Raw genomic sequence first — 20,228 nt, forward strand, 5'->3', positions numbered from 1 at the left:
ACCATGTTTCCCAGAAACTTACGAGAAGGATTGTGGCCACGGCTGCTCGTGTCCCATATCGCGCTGGCCACCATTCCGGTGCTGATCGTCGGACTGCTTCTGCTCGCGACGGCCCGCCGTTCCATCGAGGACACGGTAGCGGACGGCAACCTCGAGGTCGCGCGCCGGGCGAGTAACGAGATCCGCCTGTATATCGAACAGGCGCAGCGCGTGATCGACCTCGCCGCGGACAACATGGACATGATCGACGCGACGGACGCGGTGTACCAGCAGTTGATCGACAACCTGGTCATCCGCCAGGACTTCCTCAGCGAACTGTCCGTGCTTGACCTTGTGGGAAGCGAAAGGCTGACCACACGGCTCGAAGGGCCGTTGCGGGCACGGCCGGACCTGGCGCTTCCTTCGGAGGACGGCACCACGATCTCCCCGGTGTTCATTGCGGACGATGGCCTGCCCGCGGTGACGATCACCGTGGCAGTGAGGCGTCTCGACGAGCACACGGGTTATCTCGCGGCGCGGGTGAGCCTGAAGGATATGTGGGACCTGGTGGACAACATTCAACTGGGGGAGGGACAACGGGAAGGATTCGGCAACGCCTACGTCGCGACCGGGAACGGCCGCCTGATTGCCCATCCGGAACGGGAAAGGGTGTACCGCCAGGACGATTTGACCGGCTCTCCCGTCGGCACGGCGCTGGGTGAACAGCAGAGCGGCACGCTGGTCTACACCGGGGCGTCAGGCGAGATGGTCGCCGCCTTCGCGACCGTCGCGCCGATCGGGTGGAAAGTCGTCATCGAACAACCGGCGGACCGGGCCTTTGCCAGGTCGCGGGACATGATCGTGGGCATCAGCGTACTCATGGTGATCAGCGCGGCGGTCGCTTCGCTGATCGGTGTTCTCGTCGTCCGGAAAATTGTCCGACCGATCTACGAACTGGTGCGCGGCGCGCAGTTGTTCGCCCGGGGCAGGCTGACCCATACCATAGAAACGCCGGGCCATGGCGAACTGACGACCCTGGCCCGGGAGTTCAACCAGATGGCCCGCGAGTTGCTGGAGAAGGAACGCCGCCTGAAACAGGCCGAGCGACTGGCGACGCTGAGCAAGTTCGCCACCATCCTCTCCCACGAGATCCGGAATCCGCTCAATTCCATGATCATCAACCTCAGGATTCTCAAGCGGGACATGGAGAAGCAGAACGGCGACCTGGATAAACCGGGCGGGCACTATGAGAAGGTGATTTCGGAAATCTGGCGTATCGACAGCCTCGTCGAGAACTTCCTGAACTACGCCCGGCCGCCCGAACTGGTGCCTTACCCTCACGACATCAACGAGGTGCTCGACGAAGTCGTCGCCACCCACAAGGGCACGGCACAGGAACGGGGCGTCCGCATCGACACCCGGTACCAGATAGGCGAACTGCCGGTATCGGTCGATGTCAACCAGATCAAGCAGGTGTTCCTGAATATCATGCTGAATGCTTTCGACGCCATGGAGGCCGGGGGCACGCTTACGATCTCCACGGAACAGGCGCCGCCCCGCAACCGCGGGGACCTGACCCTGGAAGGCTTCAGCGAAAGCCCCCGGGTCCACATTAAATTTGAAGATACGGGAAGGGGTATTGATCCCGACCGGCTGGATCGTATATTCGAGGTGTACTACACGTCCAAGTCGACCGGTACGGGCCTGGGCCTACCCATCGCCCAGCAGATCGTGGAGAAACACGGGGGCGTGATCTCGGTCGAAAGCACGCCCGGCAAGGGGACGGCCTTCACGCTGACCCTGCCGGCGCTGGAAGCGGAAATCGCCGAGCCTTCCGCCGGAAAAGAAGGAACAGAGGTCATTCATGGAACGCATCCTGATCGCGGAAGACGACCGGAACACCCGTGAGGGGCTGGTCGAGTTGCTGTCGGGCGAGGGGTACGAAGTCACGGGGGTGGCGGACGGGGAACAGGCCTATGAAACGGCCAGGAACGGCCAATTCGACGTCTTGCTCACGGATATGAAAATGCCCCGGGTCAACGGCCTGAACCTGATCAAGCGCATGACCGGCACTTCGCCGGAAACGAGTATCATCATGATGACGGCCTTCGCCACCGTGGAGACGGCCGTCAAGGCCATGCGCGACGGCGCTTTTACCTATCTGACCAAGCCGGTGAAGTTAGAGGAACTGCTCGCCACCATAGAAGGCGCGCTGCAGGAGAAGAAGAACCGGCGGCGCACAAATGCATCACCCAGACCGTCTTCCATCCCCGATCCGGACATCATCGGCGAAAGCGCCCGGATCAGGGACATCTTCGACCGCGTGGAGAAAGTCGCCAGGGCCAATACCACGATCCTGCTGCTCGGTGAAAGCGGTACGGGCAAGAGCCTGATCGCCCGGGCGATCCACGCCAGAAGCTACCGGAAGGAACATCCATTCGTGGATGTGAGTTGCGCCTCCATTCCCGAAAGCCTGCTGGAAAGCGAACTCTTCGGGACTGAAAAAGGGGCGTACACCGGCGCACTGAGCACGACGCGCAAGGGGTATTTCGAGCGGGCGGCCGGCGGGACGATCTTTCTGGACGAAATCGGCGAGATCAGCGGGGCCGTCCAGGTCAAGCTGCTGCGCGTGCTGCAGGAACGCCGGTTCGAACGGCTCGGCGGCACGGAACCGTTGCACATCGACGTCCGGGTGATCGCGGCCACCAACCGCAACCTGGAGGACGCGGTCGCCGAGGGGCGCTACCGGCAGGACCTCTACTACCGGTTGAACGTCCTGCCCATCGTGGTGCCGCCCCTTCGCGAGCACCGGGACGACATCCCGCCGCTCATCGACTACTTCATCCGGAAGTACACGCGGGAGAACGGCCTCGGCGACAAGTATATCTCCGAGGAAGCCCTGGAGATCTGCACGAGGTACGACTGGCCCGGGAACATCCGGGAAGTGGAGAACGCCATCGAGAGCGCCGTCGTATTGAGTGACGGAGAACGCATCCTGCCGGAACATTTACCCGGCTTTCCCAACGCGCACGCGATCGAAGCGGCCGAGGTCCCCGTCCAGGGGTCACTCAAGGACTCCAGGGGACAGGCCGAAAAACGCCTCATCCAACAGGCGCTGCTGGAATCCGGCGGAAACCGGACGCGCGCGGCGGAGGCTCTCGGCGTCACGGTCAGGACCATCCAGTACAAGATCAAGAAATACGGTCTTCAGTGACAGGCTTCAGGATGGTACCGCATGGAATCGACAATCCGTCCCGTCTCCGTCGTGATACCCACCTACAACCGGGAAGACCGTCTGCCGTCGGCGATCCGGTCCGTCCTGGAACAGACAGCGCCGCCGGCCGAGATCATCGTGGTCGACGACGGTTCGACGGACGGTACCCCCGCCCTCGTCCGCACTTTTCCCGGTGTGCGGTTCCTGCGCCAGGAAAACCAGGGGGTGAGCGCGGCCAGGAATCACGGCATCAGCGCGGCGAAACACGATTGGATCGCCTTGCTCGATTCCGACGACGAATGGCTTCCCCGCAAGTTGGAAAGACAGTGGAGCGCGCTGGAACGGGATCCGCGATTCAGGTTCTGCCACACCGATGAGATCTGGATCCGCAAGGGCAGGCGGGTCAATCCCATGAAAAAGCACGCCAAGTACGGTGGACACATCTTCCATCATTGTCTGCCCCTGTGCGTCATCTCCCCTTCTTCCGCGCTGATACATCGTGATCTGTTCGAGCGCTTCGGCATGTTCGACCCGGAACTTCCGGTCTGCGAAGACTACGATCTGTGGCTGCGCATCTGCGCACGGGAACCCGTGCTTTATGTGGACGAACCCCTGCTGCTGAAGTTCGGCGGCCACGAGGACCAGTTGTCTCGCGCGTACTGGGGCATGGACCGTTTCCGCATACGCGCACTGGAGAAACTGATTCAAAGCGGCACTTTGGAAGACGAGGCCCTGACCGCCGCCCTGGATACCCTGTACCTGAAAATCGACATATACGCCGCCGGCGCGGAGAAGCGGCGCAGGTTCGAGGAAGCCGATCGCTACCGGGACAAGAAACGGCGTTTAGCGGCCAGCCTGGCCAGCCTGGTCAGCCTGGCCCGTTACGCCGGGACAGAGGGCTGCTGAACCTGTGCAAATCCTTTCACATCGTTCCGAAGGAGATTTCCGGTTCACGTTCGCATTCCGCGCAGAATCCCCGCTTCCAGGGCGTTTTTATCCCGGAATTCCACGATTTTGAACGTTTCCGGCAGAAAATGGACGCCCTGTACGCCCGTCGGCATGTTATTTGCGACCTGTCGGTAACGGATGATTGTATCGTACTCGAGAGGAACTGGAGGCCCATGAAGCGCATCGCTTTGCTGATCATTCTTATATGCGGACTCGTCCCGGGTTCCGCCCTGGCCGTCACCTCCGGCAAGGTCACGGGGTTTGTACGGGACGCGGCGACCGGTGATCCGCTGGCCGGCGTCACGGTACGCGTAAAGGGTACCGAATCACGGACCGTTTCCGGGTTGAACGGGGAGTATTTCATCCTCAACGTCCCCGTAGGCGCGTACCGGCTTGAAGTACAGATGATCGGCTACCTGCCCGTCCGCACCCAGGTGCTGACCGTCAACAGCGACCGCACCACGCGGATCGACTTCGAGCTGGAAACGACCATGCTCGACCTGGCCGAACCCGTTACCATCACCGCGCGGAGGACGTCCGTCCGGTCGGACCTGACCGCTTCGAGTGAATTGATCGTCCCCCGGGAAATCGAGTCATTGCCCGTAACGGACCTGTCGGATCTGATATTTCTCCAGAACGGGGTGGTCCGGGACGCCGAGGGCGGCCTGCACGTGCGGGGCGGCCGGGCGAACGAGATCTCCTACTACGTGGACGGCGCCACCCTGGAGGATCCCCTGCTGGGCGGCATGGGTACGCATATACCCCTGGCTTCGGTCGAGGAACTGGTGGTCAACCGGGGCGGCTTCAACGCGCAGTACGGGGAGGCCATGTCGGGTGTCGTCAATATCGTGACCCGCGAGGGAAGCGGTCCCCTGTCGGGCACCTTCAGGGCCGCAACGACGCTGCAGTCCCAGTACGACCTGGAAGCGGGGAGTTACGACGAAACCGCGGCGGGACGGGGAGGGCGCCTGGAGGGGACGCTCAGTGGCGCGCTGCCCTGGTTCGGGAACCGTGGCGGCTATTTCCTTTCCGGCCAGGTCCTGAGCGACGGGCACCATATCCCCCACAACAGCCGTTCGCTGGCCACGGTGGCGGGAAACCTGGTGTTCAAGCCCTATCCCCTCATGAAGCTGAAGATCAGCGGTCACTACTTCCGCCAGCGCCATTTCCAGTATGACCATCGCAATCAGAACGGGCTTTCCTACGATTTCAATCCGGACGGACTTCCGGAAAGGCAGGCCGGCAGCCAGGCGCTCAACCTGTCGGTCAGCCAGAACATCAGTCCGCGACTCTTCTATACCGCACGGTTTTACAGGTATGCCACCAACAGCATCCTGTTTCCCACCATGCTGGCGGACAGATACTGGTCGGAGTGGCCGGGCTATTCGGTGGACGATCATGGTCAATACAACGGATCGATCTACGAGTCCACCCAGTTGCCTTCCGATCGATACGAGGGACTGCCGTTCACGGAAGGCAACGACTTCTTCCCGCTGTACCGGGACGCACGGGCAACCTATTACGGTGTAAGGGCTGACCTGAGCGGGCAGGCTACCTACTGGAACCAGGTCCGGGCGGGCGTCGAAGCGCAGTGGTACCGGCTGGACTGGAACGAGCGGTCGTTCCTGCAGGCCGTACCGCAGGGGCAGCGATACATCGTCAATCCCGTGGAAGGCGCCCTGTACTTTCAGAACAGGGTGGAGTTGAGCCGGTTGATCGTGGACGCCGGGCTCCGGATGGATTACCTGGACACGAGCCAGCGGTTTTTCGTCGATTTACCGTCGGGCCAGGCCGCGCAACGGGACAACTCGACCAAGTTACGGCTTAGCCCGCGTCTGGGCGTTTCCCATTCCTTCACGCCGCGGAGCCTGCTCCGGTTCAATTACGGATACTTCTACCAACCGCCGGAGTTCCGGCATGCCTATACGAACCTGCGGCGCGACTTCAGCGGCGAATCCCCGCGCCTGGGGAATCCCGACCTGGCCCCCCAGAAGACCGTGGCCTATGAGTTCGGCCTCGAGCATATGCTGTCCGGGGACGTCCGCGTCGGGTTCACGGCCTCCTACAAGACCATCTCCAACCTGACGTCGACGGCGCAGGTCCAGTATCCCGGTGGGATGTATTACATCTTCAACAACGCGGATTTTGGTTCCGTGCGCAGCGTGGAACTGATCGTGAAACGGGACGTGACGCGCATGGTTTCCGGGTCCTTCAACTACACCTACTCCATCGCCCGGGGCAGCGCGTCCACGCCCCAGGAGCACGCGGAGCAGGTCAGGCCGACCGGCTCCGCCGATCCCGCGGAGAGAGGCTATTTCCCGCTCGCCTTCGACCAGCGGCATACCTTGAAAGCCGTGGTGAACGTGCTCGCGCCCGAAACCGTGCAGCAGCGTGTACTGGGCGTACCGCTTAGGGGATGGGGGATGTCCCTGGTCGGTTATTTCGGCAGCGGCCTGCCCTACACGCCGACCAACGCCCTGCGCGAACGGACGGAAATCGAGCGGAACCAGGCGCGCCTGCCGGCCTTCGCCAACCTCGACTTGCGCCTGAGGAAGCGCTTCAGGGCCGGCCGGTTCGCCTACACGGTGTTCTCGGAAGTCCGGAACGTGTTCGACCGCCGGAACGTCGTCAGCGTCTACGCCAACACGGGCCGTCCGGGGGACGATGGATATACCCTGGAGTCGTTTACCGGCCGGTCGGATGAGTTTGTCCGGCTGCGGCGCCTTTTGAGCCTGGATCCCCAGCAGTACGCCCCGCCCCGGGAAATACGGTTCGGTTTCGAAATCAGTTTCTGAAGTCTCGGCCTCAGAGCGGCTTCGCCCGTTGCACCAGTTGCAGCGGTGCGCCTTCCGGATCGCGGAAGAAGAGCAGGATGTTCTGCCCGGCCCGGACCGGCGGACCTTCCAGCTTAACACCCTTCGATTCCAGCACGGAAACAGCTTCGTCCATGTCATCCACGTTGAAGGCGATATGCACGTGGGCGGTCCGGATGTCGGCGAGTTGCGTGTCATCTCCTTCGGGCATGGAAATGATCTCGATGAAACAGGTGCCGGCGGGATCGCGGACGAAGTAGTAATTCGCGTCGCTTCCCGGGTTGTTGAACTTGAGCGCGATTTCGAAGCCCAGCACGTCGCAGTACCATTTCGCCGCGGCGTCCGTGTCCCGGTAGGCCACGGCTACATGCTCCAGTGAACGTATCTTTACCAAGGAAATGCTCCTTCCTGTTCAGGATTGATCTGTAACCTGCCGCAATCTCAGCGTTCCCGACCACGGGTCGATTGCGACGGGACTCAACATTATTTCTTCACCCGGTGAAGGCCTGCCCTCCGCCTTGACCGCCATCCTCGTTCCGAAATCCGGAAACTCGACCAGGATGTTCCGTTCCCGCGTCTCGAGGACGATCGCCCTGATGTGGACGTCTTTCTGTTGCTCGAGGTGCTTGAGCAACCAGTACCATTCCCGCCTGGCCTGGATCTTGTTCAGTATCCTGCTGCGTTCGAGGGCGGACAGTTCATCCATCATTTCTTCGGCGTCGTAGGCCGGGGGGCCTTCCGCCAGGGCCGTCCGCAACTGCCGCTGAAGGACCAGGTCGGCGTACCGCCGGATCGGCGACGTGATCTGGCAGTAGGTGTCTACGCCCAGCGTGGCGTGCGGACGGGACTTCAGGCTGAGTTCGAGCGGCTTCATTCTTCTCAGTACCAGGAAGCGCCAGACCGCATCGTGCTCCGCCTGTTCAAGGTCGCCCAGGTCGGTCTCGGCCTGGGTACGGTAAATCGCGGGTATGTCGCGGCCGGCCAGGTACGCCGCGGCGGTCCGGTTGGCGAGGATCATCAGTTCCGACACGATGTGTTCGGACCGGGTGGAAGTGTCCCGAAGCACGATCCGGATACGCTTCTCGCCGTCCACTTTGATCGAGACTACGCTGCGTTCCAGGTCGACCGCGCCCTGGTCGATGCGACGCTGGTAAAAGACGTCCACCGCCTGGTTCAGGATCTGCAGCACTTCGGCGTAGGGTTGCTCGATCGTACCCAGCAGCCGGTTGGCTTCGTCGTAGGACAGCCTCGCCCGGTTGACGATCAGGGACGGCATGATCCGGGAATCCAGCAGTTCGAATTCCGAAGACAGCGTGAAGAAGAAACTGATGGCACAACGCCGTTCGCCCTCGAGCAACGCACAGTGGTCCTGCGAGAGGTTGGCGGGCAGCATGGGTATGTGCCGATCCGGCAGGTAGACGGACGACATCCTTTCCCGCGCCGCGAGGTCCAGGACCGAATCCCGGGGCACGAGGTCCGCCACGTCGGTGATATGCACGCCGATCCGGTAGCCGTCCTCGGTCCGTTCCGCGGAGAGGGCGTCGTCTATATCCTGGGTGGATGCATCGTCAATCGACAGGATCGGCAACCCGGTCAGATCTTCCCGGCCGGATTCGGAGGATCGGCAACCCGCGGCGTAATCGAGGACCTCGTCGGAAAACTCGGTCGGTATCTCGTAACGCAGCAGATCGAGATTTTCGTCTTCGTCCCAGAACCCCTTTCGTACCATGACTTCAAAAACGGATCGCTGCGGATCGCCGCCGGCCAGGGTGGGCATTTCCTTCAGCAGGCTGCGCACCTGGTCGATCGCGGCGTATTCGTCGCCCTGAATGACGAAATCCCGGAGGTGGGACAACCAGCGCTTCTGGCGGTTCGTCAGGGACTGAAGGTCCTGTTGCGTTTCGTCCGCGAGCCAGCGGTCGAACCCTTCCCGCTCGGTGCTCACGGCGCGCTGGCGGGCCTCTTTGTCCAGGATGCTTCTGACCTGGTCGGTCGTGCGGGACGTGAAGCCGTTGTCCCGTTCGCAGAAGTACAGGCACTGGCGGCTCAGGTGCAGCTGCATGGCCGCACGCTGCTCGGGCGAGCCGGGTTCGCCCCAGTACAGTTCACCGATGTCTTCCGAGGTGAATACGTTGGGATCGTCTTTGAGGATGTCCCAGACCTCTTCAAGGTCTAAGGAAAGGGCCTGGTCCTCGATTTCCCGCCGGACGGCCAGCATTTCCGGAAGGTCGCGGACCCGGATATCGGTATAGCGCACGATGGGATCGGTGGAGATGTCCATGACCCGGTTGGCCGAGGTCGCCACCTTGAGTTTCTTCCTGGAAACCGCCTGGAGCATACCTATCTGAATGTCCCCGCGATGACGGAAGATGATCAGGTCGCCGATATGCACGGAGTGCTCTTTTCTTTCGGATTCAAGCCGTTTGAACACGCGTGTTTTCATGCATTTATCCTGTGCCCGGACCGGGTCGAAGTCAAGCGAATTCACGGCGGGCGGGTAACCGGTTGACTTCATCCCGCCGATGGGATATCATGCGGGAACCGAGTTGCAACGGCTCGGGGCGCAGGCGATTCGAATGGTACGGGACGTTCATAAATGGACGCGGACTTTGATTCAGGACCAGGTCGATTCGAAAGGGACGAGGATGATATTCGAACAGATCGAGAACGGGGGCGACCGGAACTTCGGTTACCTGGTGGCCGACGAGGAAACCCGGAAGGCGGCGGCGGTCGACCCCTCCTACCGGCCCGAATACTACATACGCCGCGCGGGCGAACTGGACGTGGAACTAACCTGCATCATCTGCACGCATTCCCACCATGACCACGTGAACGGCAACGACCACCTGATCGAGGAACTGGGCCTCGACGTGGTAATGTACCGGGACGCGGAGTATTTCTATGATATTGAAGTCAAGGATGGGGAGATCTTCCGGCTGGGTGAACTCGAGCTGGCCGTGATCCACACCCCCGGCCACTGCGAGGACGGCATGTGCCTCCTGGCGGAAGACAAGCTGATTACCGGGGATACGCTCTTCGTGGGCAAGGTGGGCGGCACGGCCACCGAAGAAGAAGCGCGGAAGGAATTCGACAGCCTGCGGCGCCTGATGGAGCTGGACGACGAAACCGGGGTCTACCCGGGTCATGACTTCGGGGTAAAGCCCACTTCGACAATCGGTTACGAGCGAAACAACAATCCGTTCATCCTGCAGCCCACCTTCGCGGATTTCCTGCATCTCAAGGAAAACTGGCTCGCCTACAAGGAACGGCACAACATCCCGTAGATCTCCGCGAGATCCGGATCATCGCTCGATCCGGGTCGCCCCGCGAGATCCGTATCACCGCACCCGTTCCAGCGCCGATGCGACCTTCCGCACCGCGCCGGCCACGTCGTCGATATCCCCGTCGGTATATTGTTCGTTGAAGGAGAGCATCACGAGTTGTCCGAGCAATTCGCGGGTGCTCGGACACAGTTCGTCCGCATGCTCGAAGGTGCGGTCCGTGTACGGGCTGTAGAAGGGGAAACGGGAGTTCCCGTAGGTCCGGTGGTCCGTGAGCGCCGCCGAACACTGAAAAATCGGATCGCCGATGTACCCGGCACTCGCCCCGATTCCTTCGGCGTTCAACGCTCTGGCGAAAGTTTCATTCGAATACCCGGTGACCCGCATCGGGTAGGACCAGTAACTGTGCGTTGCGCCCGGCGTCACCGGCGCCGGCACGATGCCGTCGAGGTGTTGGATCCCCTTTGACAGCCGGCCGCCAAGCCGGTTCCTCGATGCAACGACCCGGCCGACTTTTTCCAGCTGGGCCAGTCCCACCGCGGAATGCAGTTCCGTGATTCGGAAGTTCATGCCCAGCGGTCCGTACATGCGCGATCCTGCCCGATCCCGGTCGTAGTGCTTGTCCGCGAAGCTCCGCATGCAGCGGCCCAGGGCGTCGTCGTCCGTGATGGTCATGCCGCCGTCCCCGGTGGTCATGTGCTTCGACTGCTGGAAACTGAAGCAGCCGATGTCCCCGAAGGTGCCCAGCAGCCGTCCCCGGTAACGCGTCAGGTGAGCCTGGCAGCAGTCCTCGATGAGCGGAATCCCCATGCGGCGCGAGATCTCCGCCAGGGCCTCCATCCGGCAGGCGTTGCCGAAGAGGTGTATGGCGATGATCGCCCGCGTTCGCGGCGTGATGAGCCGTTCGACGTCCTCCGGGTCCACGGTAAGTGTCTCCGGATCCGTGTCCGCGAAGACCGGCACGGCGTTCTGGTACAGGATGGGGATGATTGTGCCCAGGTCGGTGATCGCGCTCGTGATGATCTCGTCCCCGGGTTCCGGGTCTACCGCGCCGATGGCGACATGCAGGGCCGCGGTCCCCGACGTGGATCCGATGGCGTGCTTCGCACCGTAGGTTTCGGCGAAACGGCTTTCGAACAGCGGGGTGAGTTCGCCACCCCACCGAAAGAGATTCTGGGAACGCAGCGCTTTCGTGACGAGTCGTATTTCTTCGTCGCCGAAGGGCGTCCGGGTGGGAAAGGGGCGGGAGTCCGTATCCCGGTAGGGCGATCCGCCGTGGAGGGCTAACATGGGCTAAAGATCCACCCGATACCGGCACTTCCACTTCGTGTCCCACCGGTAAAGCGGATCGGTCGGGGGAATCGGGACGGTCTCCACCAGCGTGGAACCGATGATCTCGCAGGTCCTTCTGGACGCCGTGTTCTCCGGATTGCAGGTGATCCAGAGCGGGTTGATCCCGTGTGCCCGGGCGAGCGGCAGGATGAGCAGGCAACTGCGGGCGGCCAGCCGGCGGCCTCGATAGGGCGGGTCCACGGAGTATCCGATGTGGCCGGCGTACTTTTCGATGTGCTCCGTGTTGCCTATGCGCAAGGACAGCCTTCCCATCACGGTTGCCGGTTGGTCCGGTTTGTCCGGTCCTTCGATTGTATCCGGGCCGGTCGCCCGCACCATGTCGAAGATGTACTCGGGAACGATGCCGCGCCGCGCGTCGCCCGGCAGCGTCCCGTGGAGCCGCAACCGCAGATCCCCGTCCACAAGCACGCCCGGGTCGCGAAATTGAAACGGGACGTCCTCGACCTTGAATCGGTTCCTGAGCGTGGCAAAAAACAAACTGAAGTTTTTCATCGAGAACGGTGGACATCCCCCGCGACTTCACGGGGAAGGCTGATGGTCCACGCCCCTTCTGCCCGTCAGTATCGGTAATGATCGGGTTTGTAGGGGCCTTCGATGGGGACGCCGATGTAATCCGCCTGGTTCCGGGACAACCGGGTCAGTTTCACGCCCAGTTTCTGCAGGTGCAGCCTGGCCACCTCCTCGTCCAGGTGTTTCGGCAAGGTCGTCACGCCGGTTTCGTGTTCATTGAGCCGCAGGTCGATCTGCGCGATCACCTGGTTGGTGAAGGAACTGGACATGACAAAGGAAGGGTGACCCGTCGCGCATCCCAGGTTCACCAGTCTCCCCTCCGCGAGCAGGAAAACGGCGCGGCCGTCGGGGAATACATACTTGTCCACCTGAGGCTTGATGGCCTGTTTCACGATACCCGGAAATTCGTTCAGTGCGTCCACCTGGATTTCGTTGTCGAAGTGCCCGATGTTGCAGACGATGGCCTGGTCCTGCATGTGCTCCATGTGCTCGACGCGGATGATGTCCCGGTTCCCCGTAGTCGTAACGAAGATCTGGCCCTGGTCCAGCACGTCCTCGATGGTGGTCACCTCGTAGCCTTCCATGGCGGCCTGAAGCGCGCAGATGGGATCGATCTCCGTGATCACCACGCGCGCGCCGAATCCCCGCATCGACTGGGCGCATCCCTTGCCCACGTCGCCGTATCCGCAGACGACGACCGTCTTCCCGGCGACCATGACGTCCAGGGCGCGCTTGAGACCGTCCGCCAGCGATTCACGGCAGCCGTAGAGATTGTCGAACTTGGACTTGGTCACCGAGTCGTTGACGTTGATGGCCGGGAACAGGAGCTTGCCGTCCTCCATCATCTGGTACAGCCTGTGGACGCCCGTGGTCGTCTCTTCGGAGACGCCGCGTATGTTCGCGCTCATATCGTGCCAGAACCGCGGGTTCCGGTCCAGCTGCCGCCGGAGTATTTCGTTGATGATCTGCAGTTCCCGGTTGTCCGTGGGTTCATCCAGGATGGAGGGGTCGTCCTCGGCCTCCACGCCGCGGTGAATGAGGAGCGTGGCATCGCCGCCGTCGTCCACGATCTGCGTGGGGCCGGTTCCGCCTTCGAAGGTCAGCGCCTGCAGCGTGCAGGCCCAGTATTCCTCCAGGCTCTCCCCCTTCCACGCGAAGACGGGAACGCCGTCGTCCGCGATGGCGGCCGCCGCGTGGTCCTGGGTCGAGAAGATGTTACAGGAAGCCCACCGAATCTCGGCACCGAGGGCCCTGAGTGTCTGGATGAGCACGGCGGTCTGGATCGTCATGTGGAGGGAACCCATGATCCGCGTGTCCCGCAACGGCTGTTCGCGGGCGTATTTCTCGCGGACGGCCATCAGCCCGGGCATCTCCTGTTCTGCGATGGCGATTTCTCGGTGTCCCAGTTCCGCCTCAGACAGGTCGGCCACCTTGTAAGGCAGGCCGGAATAGTCGGGCAACTCGATGGTGGTCGGCAATTCCTGCGCCATGTATGCACTCCTTGATTCCGTTTTTAGGTCTGCGATCATCAAAATTCGATCTGAAAATCGCACCTATTATACGAGGTAGTCCTGTTAAATGCAACAACCACGTTACCCAACGCCGGCCGCTTGCGGCGTTCACCGGGAACCATGCCGCACGCCCGGCCCCCGGCGCTTTCTAAAAATCGCTTGATCGCGCTTCCCGCGCGTCTTATAGTCTGTCCCAACCAGAACCATTCAACGCATCGGACGCGGAGGGAAGCATGATCGACCAGGAGTTGCTGGACATACTGGCCTGCCCGGAAACCAAAGAAGAGGTCCGTCTCGCATCCGATTCAGAAGTCGCAACCATCAACGAGATGATCAGGGCGGGCAATCTCGTCAACCGGGGCGGCGAGAAGGTGACGGAGCCCATCGACGGCGGGCTGGTACGGGCCGACGGCAAGTACCTCTATCCCATCCGGGAAGAGATCCCCATCATGCTGATCGACGAAGCGATTCCCCTTTCCACCGAGGCGGACGCATCCTGAACGGCGCCGCGCGGCGCCGAACCGGCCACCTTATCTAACACCCCGCACAGGCAACCGCATGTCCCGTGAATACGACCCTTATGCGCTGCTCCCCGAACATGTGAGAAAACCGCCCACCGACCGGTGGTCGACGATCCGCCAGCTCGGGCCGGGCCTGCTGTTGACCGGTTCCATCGTGGGTTCCGGCGAACTCATCGCCACCACCCGGCTCGGCGCCGAGGTCGGTTTCGTGGTGCTATGGCTCATTCTCCTGAGCTGTGCCGTCAAGGTGCCAGTACAGAGCGAACTCGGCCGCCACGCCATCGCTACGGGCCAGACTACTTTCGTCGCCTTCAACAAAGTTCCGGGACCGCGTCTGCGTGTTTCGTGGCTCGTATGGGGAAGCCTTTTTCTCCTGCTCTGGAGCACGATGCAGGTCGGCGGTATTTTCGGTACGATGAGCCTGTCGCTGGACCTGATCTTTCCAGTCTTCGGAAATACGTCCTGGCTGATCATACTCACTCTGGTCGGCATGGGGCTCGGGCTCGTAGGGCAGTACATGACGCTGGAGCGGATTACCACAATCCTGGTGGCCCTCTTTACCTTCACCACGCTGGCCAGCGCGCTGCTCCTGTTCTGGACCCCCTACGCCGTATCGCCCGGCGTAATCCTCGACGGGCTGCGTTTCGCCCTGCCGCCGGACGGAGCCGTTACGGCCTTCGCCGTCTTCGGCATTACCGGCGTCGGCGCTTCCGAACTCCTGCTCTACCCGTACTGGTGCGTGGAAAAGGGATATGCCCGGTCGGCCGGACCCAGGGACGGCAGCCCGGACTGGCGGGCGCGCGCCCTGGGATGGATCGGCGTAATGAAGAAGGACGTGTGGCTGTGCATGGTCATCTACACGCTGGCCACGCTCGCCTTCTTCTTTCTCGGGGCGGCCGTGCTCCACGCCCAGGGGATGGTGCCCGAGGGATTCGGCACCGTGCAGATCCTCTCCGGCATGTACACCGAAACGCTGGGCAACTGGGCGTTCTACCTGTTCGGCGTAGGCGCTTTCGTAGTCCTCTTCTCGACCTATTTCGTCACCATCGTGGGACAGTCGCGCATGCTGGCGGACGCCCTTTCGGTCCTCGGCCTGGTGACCTACGCGCGGCCGAACGACCGGCAGCGCGTCGTGCGGTTGATCGGCGTCCTGCTGCCCCTGGTTTACCTCGTCCTCTACGTACTGTGGTCCGCGCCGGTCACCATGGTGATCATCGGCGCGCTGATGCAGACGATCCTCTTGCCGGCCATCGGGTGGGCGGCGCTCTACTTCAGCCGAACCACGGCGCGGGAAGCGGGCGTCCCCCCGTCCCGGCTTCTGCTGGTGGCGCTGACGGCCGCCACGCTGATCATGGCGGCTTTCGCGATCTACGCGGTGTGGGTAAGGTTCTAGGCCGGGCGCCTGTCAGGCCATGCCCATATCCTGATCGCGGGTACGGCCCGTGCAGGGACGCGGCCCGTGCAGGGACGCGGCCCGATCAAACCAGTCCCGACTCCCGGTCGCGTGAACGGTTGTCCGGGTCCCGGGATCCGGGCGGTCCGTAGCCACCTCCTCCGGCGGACAGGGCGATGATGCGGTCCCCGGGGAGAATGGGCACTTCGGTTTCCTTAGATTTCAGCATCCGCTCTTTGCCGTTGGACACCACCTTGTATCGGTGCGGCAGGCCCGGCGCGCCGCCGAAGAGCCCGAAGGGCGGGTTGACGACGCCGTCGCCCGCCATGTTCAGTTTGGCCGGCTCGTCCCCCTCGTAGACCATCTCGAACACGGCGCCCAGTCCGCCCCGCCACGTGCCGTCGCCGCCCGAGCCCGGCCGCAGGTCGTTCCGTACGATCTTGAAGGGGAAGCGCTCCTCGGTGATCTCCACGCTGGGGCTCCGGATCGCCCCGGCCACGTTCACCTCGCCCACGCAGGACCAGCCGTCGTACCCCCGTGACGCGCCACCTCCTCCCCGTCCGAAAAAGAAGTGCCAGATGAACCGGCTCCCCGTACGTGGATTGCGCCCGGTGATCGCAAAACGGAGCCTTCGGGAGAACCCCGCGTTCACGGCATCCGGCGCTACCGGGGCCAGCGCCTTGAAGACGGCCTCCACGATCTCCTCCCCGCAGTGGTTGGTGCTCATGCACACCGGTGCCGGCGGGTTCGGGTTCACGATCAGGCCCCTGGGCGCAATGACCTTCACCGGCCGCATGGATCCCTCGTTCTTCGGCACGTCGGATGGCGCCATGTACATGATGGCGACGTGGGCCAGCGAGCGCGTGTTGGCATAGGCGCTGTTGATGAATCCGGTGACCTGGGGACTCGATTCGCTCAGATCAATGGTCATGTGGTCGTCCTGGACGGTGACCTTTGCCCGTATGGGGATCGACTCGGCGTCGAACCCGTCGTCGTCCAGCAGCGTCTCCCCGAAGTACACGCCGTCCTTCCAGCCGCCGATGAGTTGCCGGATCCGCCGCTCCGCGCTGTCCAGGATGGCTTCGACGGACGCCATCAGGCCGTCGGCGCCATAATCGTCGAGCAGTGCCTGCAACCGACGCGCGGCGATCTGTACCGATCCGATCTGGGCGTGCAGGTCGCCGGTGAAGTTCTCCGCGTGGCGCACGTTGACCGCCAGCATGTGCAGCAGGTCCTCCCTGGGCCGGCCCGCTTCATAGAGCCGTACGGGCGGGATGCGAAGGCCTTCGTGGTACAATTCGCTGGCCGAGGGGTTGTAGCCGCCGTGGGTTACCCCGCCGATGTCGCTGTGATGGGCCCGGTTTACGGCGAAGAAGCGCAGGACCCCGTCGCGGAACACGGGATAGATCGCCGTGATGTCCGGCAGATGGCTGCCGCCGAAATAGGGGTCGTTCAGGATGAACAGGTCACCCTCGTTGATGTCGTCGCCGAAGTACTCGCGCACCGCTTCGACCGACGGCGGCAGGGCGCTGATATGCACGGGAATGCCTTCGCCCTGCGCCACGAGCTGGCCCGTCGCGTCGAGGATCGCGGTGGAGAAGTCCCGGCTGGAGTTCAGGATCTGCGACATGGACGTGCGGATCATGACATCCGCCATCTCGCGGGCGATCGATTCCAGGCGGTGGGCCACGACCGAGTGGGTGACCGGATCCGATCTGGCCGGATCCGCGTCCGGCGCGTCGGGTGCGTCCGGCGCGTCCAGCGCATCCAGCGTATCCGACGAATCCGACACCGCGGGAGAAACGGACAGGACCATGCCACCGTAGGGATCGACTTCGAGTCGGTCGCCTTCCTCGACGAGCACGGTGGTGAAATCGGATTCGACGATGGCCGGTCCCTCGATCGCGGTGCCGGGCGCGAGGTCGTCCGCCGCGTAGACGTCGGCCTCGGACCAGGTTCCGGTGTAGACCCGCCGCGTGCCCTTTCGGGTGTTCCCGGTCCCGTCGATCCGTTCCTTAACGGGCAGGTCGACAGACGGCAGTTTCCAGGTGACCGTGGCGCGCAGCGTGACCAGGCGGATCTCCTGGTCGAGCTGATGGTAGGAATACAGGGTCTGGTACCGTTCGTGAAAGAGCGAAGCCCACGCACGTCGTATCGCACCGTCGTCCATCGCAAGGTCCGGGACGGTCACGTTCACCTCGTAGATCTGGTCCAGGTAGCGCATGTCCGCCGTAAACTGGGTGGCGATGTCCTCGTCCGCCAGTCCCTGGTTCCTGAGCCGGGCGATGCCCTGGCCCGCCATCCGGTCCGTCAGGCGTCTTACTTCGTCGAGATCGACAACGTCCAGGCTGGCCGTGAATGACTGGGCGAAGTCGTACCGGAGGTCGGACGCGAGCATGCCGTAGGCCGACAGCACGGGGGCTGCCGAGGGCAGGTAGACTTTGCCGATACCCGTCTTCCGGGCGACCTGACCCACGTGCAATCCCGCCGCTCCACCGAAGGCCAGCAGGGAATAATGCCGGGGATCTCCACCCCGGCGCACGGTCAATAGCCGGATGCCTTCGGCCATGGCCGTGGTCACCACGTCGAGGATGCCGCGGGCCGCGTCCACCGTGGACAGCCCGAGTGGTTCGGCAACGGAGTGCTGCACCGTCCGTTCAGACAGATCGGGAAAGAGGGGGTTCCGTCCGCCCAGGAAATTCCCGGGATCGAGGTAGCCCAGGACCAGGTTCGCGTCCGTAACCGTGGGCTTATCGCCGCCCCGGCCGTAACAGGCCGGACCGGGATCGGCCCCGGCGCTTTGGGGTCCGACGTGCAGGGTTCCTCCGTCGTCCACCCGCGCGATGCTCCCGCCGCCCGCGCCCAGCGTGTGGAGATCGATCATCGGCACGGCGATCTTCCACCCCCCTTCGTAGTGTTCCCCGGAGACCTGGGGATCGCCGGCTTCGATCACTGAGATATCCGTGCTCGTTCCGCCCATGTCGAATCCGATGAGATCGCCTTCGCCGATCAGCCGGCCGTAGGCAACGGCCCCGCTGACCCCTCCGGCCGGTCCAGAGAGTATGGCCTGCACGGCCTGCCGTGCGGCGACGTCCAGCGGCGTTACCCCTCCGTTGGACGTCATCGTGAGGATGTCACTCGCGAGGCCCAGGCCGGACGCTTCCTCCTTCATGCGTTCGAGATACCTGGCGTAGACCGGACCCACATAGGCGTTCACGGCCGTGGTACTCAGGCGGTCGTATTCCTTGATCTGGGGCAGGATCTCGGAGGAGAGCGAGAGGTACAGTTCCGGGTGCCGCTGCCGGATGCGTTCGCCGACGAGCCGTTCGTGCGCCGGGTTCAGGTAGGAGAAAACCAGGCAGACGGCGACGGATTCCACGCCGGCCCGCGCGAGTTCGTCCAGTATCCCGTCCAGCGCCTCATTATCCACAGGCGCTTCGACGGCGCCGTCGGAGCGGATTCGTTCCGCCAACGTATGCCGCAGGGGCCGCGGAACCAGTGGCTCGACGGGGGTCATCCTCAGATTGTACCGGTCTTCTTTCAGCCCTTCCCTGAGCGCCAGCAGGTCCCGGAAACCCTCGGTGGTGATCAGGCCGACCCGGGCGCCCTTGCGCTCCAGGAGCGTGTTGGTCGCGACGGTCGTGCCGTGAATGAACAGCCGGGTCCGGGACATCAGTTCGGCCGCGGAGAGGCCGTGGGATTCGGCGATATCACCGAGTCCGTTCATCACCGCATTGGACGGCGCCTGGGGCGTCGACGCCGTCTTGAAGTAGCGCGGCGCGGTATCGCCTTCCACCACGACAAAATCCGTAAACGTCCCGCCGACGTCGATGCCTATGGAGATGGGCGGTTTCGAGGCGTCCGGTGAATCGGCGTCCGGTCTCGTGGCGTCCGGTCTCGTGTCGTCGGGACTCGCGGCGTCGCTGGCATGTTCGTTCATTTCGAATCTCCGGACCGGTCCGTGTTGACGCAACACGATCGGCATACTATACTGTGCTATACCGTTCAGGCGAAATCGGAAAACGCACTTTCTCCATACAGTAATCCCACAACCAAGTCCATGAATCCGTCCCGCATTTTCGAACAGAACGCGCAGTGGATCAAGCGAAGACTGGGCTCCGATCCCGGTTATCTCGATCGGCTGTCGCGGCCGCAGCAGCCCGGCATTCTCTACATCGGATGCTCGGACAGCCGGGTGATGCCCGAAGCCTTCATGGGCGCCGGTCCGGGTGAGGTCTTCGTCCACCGTAACGTGGGCAACCTGGTCTCACCCCTGGACCCGAACACGGGTTCCGCCGTCATCTACGGGGTCGAGCATCTGAAAGTCGGGCATGTCGTGGTGTGCGGTCACTACGACTGCGGCGCGGTAAAGGCGGTGTTGCAGTCGGAAGACCTCGGCTCGCTCGAGCCCTGGCTTCGGAACCTGAGAGCGGTTTCCCGGCGCCATCAGTCGGAACTGGAAGCCCTCCCCGATGCGACGGACCGCTGCGACCGCCTGGTCGAACACAGCGTCCGCGCGCAGTGCGCGAACATCCTTGAGTTCCCCGAAGTGCAGGCGTCGATCAGCGAGACCGGCCTGCAGGTGCATGGCTGGGTCTTCGACCTGCGCAGCGGCAGGATCGTGGACCTGAACGTAGATCGCGGATGATGCCGGTCTCCTCGGACACCGATTAAGCCGAACGAACGGTGGACGGGCATCCCCGCC

At 63.0% G+C, this 20,228-nt stretch carries 14 protein-coding genes; 8 read left to right on the plus strand and 6 right to left on the minus strand.

Going from position 1 to position 20,228, the window contains the following annotated elements:
* The first annotated feature begins 3 nt into the window (after window positions 1–3).
* The 4 genes from F4Z81_02785 (at window position 4) to F4Z81_02800 (ending at window position 6,936) form a co-directional block, all read left to right on the plus strand.
* Window positions 4–1,887, plus strand: coding sequence for a HAMP domain-containing protein (locus tag F4Z81_02785; GenBank protein MXW03974.1), 1,884 nt, complete (start codon window positions 4–6; stop codon window positions 1,885–1,887).
* Complete coding sequence (locus F4Z81_02790) at window positions 1,844–3,193, plus strand: sigma-54-dependent Fis family transcriptional regulator (GenBank protein ID MXW03975.1); 1,350 nt, start codon at window positions 1,844–1,846, stop codon at window positions 3,191–3,193. The genes F4Z81_02785 and F4Z81_02790 overlap by 44 nt, the downstream gene beginning before the upstream one ends.
* A gap of 21 nt (window positions 3,194–3,214) precedes the next feature.
* Complete coding sequence (locus tag F4Z81_02795; GenBank protein ID MXW03976.1) at window positions 3,215–4,099, plus strand: glycosyltransferase; 885 nt, start codon at window positions 3,215–3,217, stop codon at window positions 4,097–4,099.
* Window positions 4,100–4,227: 128 nt separating this feature from the next.
* A complete protein-coding gene (locus F4Z81_02800; protein MXW03977.1) occupies window positions 4,228–6,936 on the plus strand; it encodes a TonB-dependent receptor in 2,709 nt (902 codons plus the stop codon).
* Between the two features lie 10 nt (window positions 6,937–6,946).
* Here F4Z81_02800 and F4Z81_02805 read toward each other — a convergent pair whose 3' ends face one another.
* Entirely contained in the window at window positions 6,947–7,354 is a 408-nt protein-coding gene (locus F4Z81_02805; protein MXW03978.1) for a VOC family protein, read from the minus strand.
* A 12-nt stretch (window positions 7,355–7,366) separates the two neighbouring features.
* Window positions 7,367–9,469 carry an RNB domain-containing ribonuclease gene (locus F4Z81_02810; protein ID MXW03979.1) on the minus strand — a complete coding sequence of 701 codons (2,103 nt, stop codon included), beginning with the start codon at window positions 9,467–9,469 and terminating at the stop codon, window positions 7,367–7,369.
* A gap of 130 nt (window positions 9,470–9,599) precedes the next feature.
* Between F4Z81_02810 and F4Z81_02815 the strand changes: the two genes are divergently transcribed.
* The gene (locus F4Z81_02815) at window positions 9,600–10,238 is read left to right on the plus strand and encodes an MBL fold metallo-hydrolase (protein MXW03980.1); all 639 of its coding nucleotides are present in this window, start codon (window positions 9,600–9,602) and stop codon (window positions 10,236–10,238) included.
* Window positions 10,239–10,292: 54 nt separating this feature from the next.
* Here the strand turns inward: F4Z81_02815 and F4Z81_02820 are convergent, their stop codons facing one another.
* From F4Z81_02820 to F4Z81_02830, 3 genes are all read right to left on the minus strand, one after another.
* Window positions 10,293–11,525, minus strand: a complete 1,233-nt coding sequence (locus tag F4Z81_02820; protein ID MXW03981.1) for a DegT/DnrJ/EryC1/StrS family aminotransferase — start codon at window positions 11,523–11,525, stop codon at window positions 10,293–10,295.
* 3 nt (window positions 11,526–11,528) lie between these two features.
* Complete coding sequence (locus tag F4Z81_02825) at window positions 11,529–12,080, minus strand: GNAT family N-acetyltransferase (protein MXW03982.1); 552 nt, start codon at window positions 12,078–12,080, stop codon at window positions 11,529–11,531.
* 65 nt (window positions 12,081–12,145) lie between these two features.
* Window positions 12,146–13,588: an adenosylhomocysteinase gene (locus F4Z81_02830; protein ID MXW03983.1), complete on the minus strand. Its 1,443-nt coding sequence runs from the start codon at window positions 13,586–13,588 to the stop codon at window positions 12,146–12,148.
* A 254-nt stretch (window positions 13,589–13,842) separates the two neighbouring features.
* On the opposite strand from F4Z81_02830, the gene F4Z81_02835 reads away from it, so the two are divergent.
* Window positions 13,843–14,109: a hypothetical protein gene (locus tag F4Z81_02835; protein ID MXW03984.1), complete on the plus strand. Its 267-nt coding sequence runs from the start codon at window positions 13,843–13,845 to the stop codon at window positions 14,107–14,109.
* A gap of 58 nt (window positions 14,110–14,167) precedes the next feature.
* A complete protein-coding gene (locus tag F4Z81_02840) occupies window positions 14,168–15,523 on the plus strand; it encodes a divalent metal cation transporter (protein ID MXW03985.1) in 1,356 nt (451 codons plus the stop codon).
* Window positions 15,524–15,608: 85 nt separating this feature from the next.
* Here F4Z81_02840 and F4Z81_02845 read toward each other — a convergent pair whose 3' ends face one another.
* A complete protein-coding gene (locus F4Z81_02845) occupies window positions 15,609–19,508 on the minus strand; it encodes a hypothetical protein (protein MXW03986.1) in 3,900 nt (1,299 codons plus the stop codon).
* Between the two features lie 75 nt (window positions 19,509–19,583).
* On the opposite strand from F4Z81_02845, the gene F4Z81_02850 reads away from it, so the two are divergent.
* Window positions 19,584–20,171 carry a carbonic anhydrase gene (locus tag F4Z81_02850; protein MXW03987.1) on the plus strand — a complete coding sequence of 196 codons (588 nt, stop codon included), beginning with the start codon at window positions 19,584–19,586 and terminating at the stop codon, window positions 20,169–20,171.
* Window positions 20,172–20,228 lie beyond the last annotated feature (57 nt).

This window comes from Gemmatimonadota bacterium (genome assembly GCA_009835325.1).
Lineage (GTDB): Bacteria > JAAXHH01 > JAAXHH01 > JAAXHH01 > JAAXHH01 > JAAXHH01.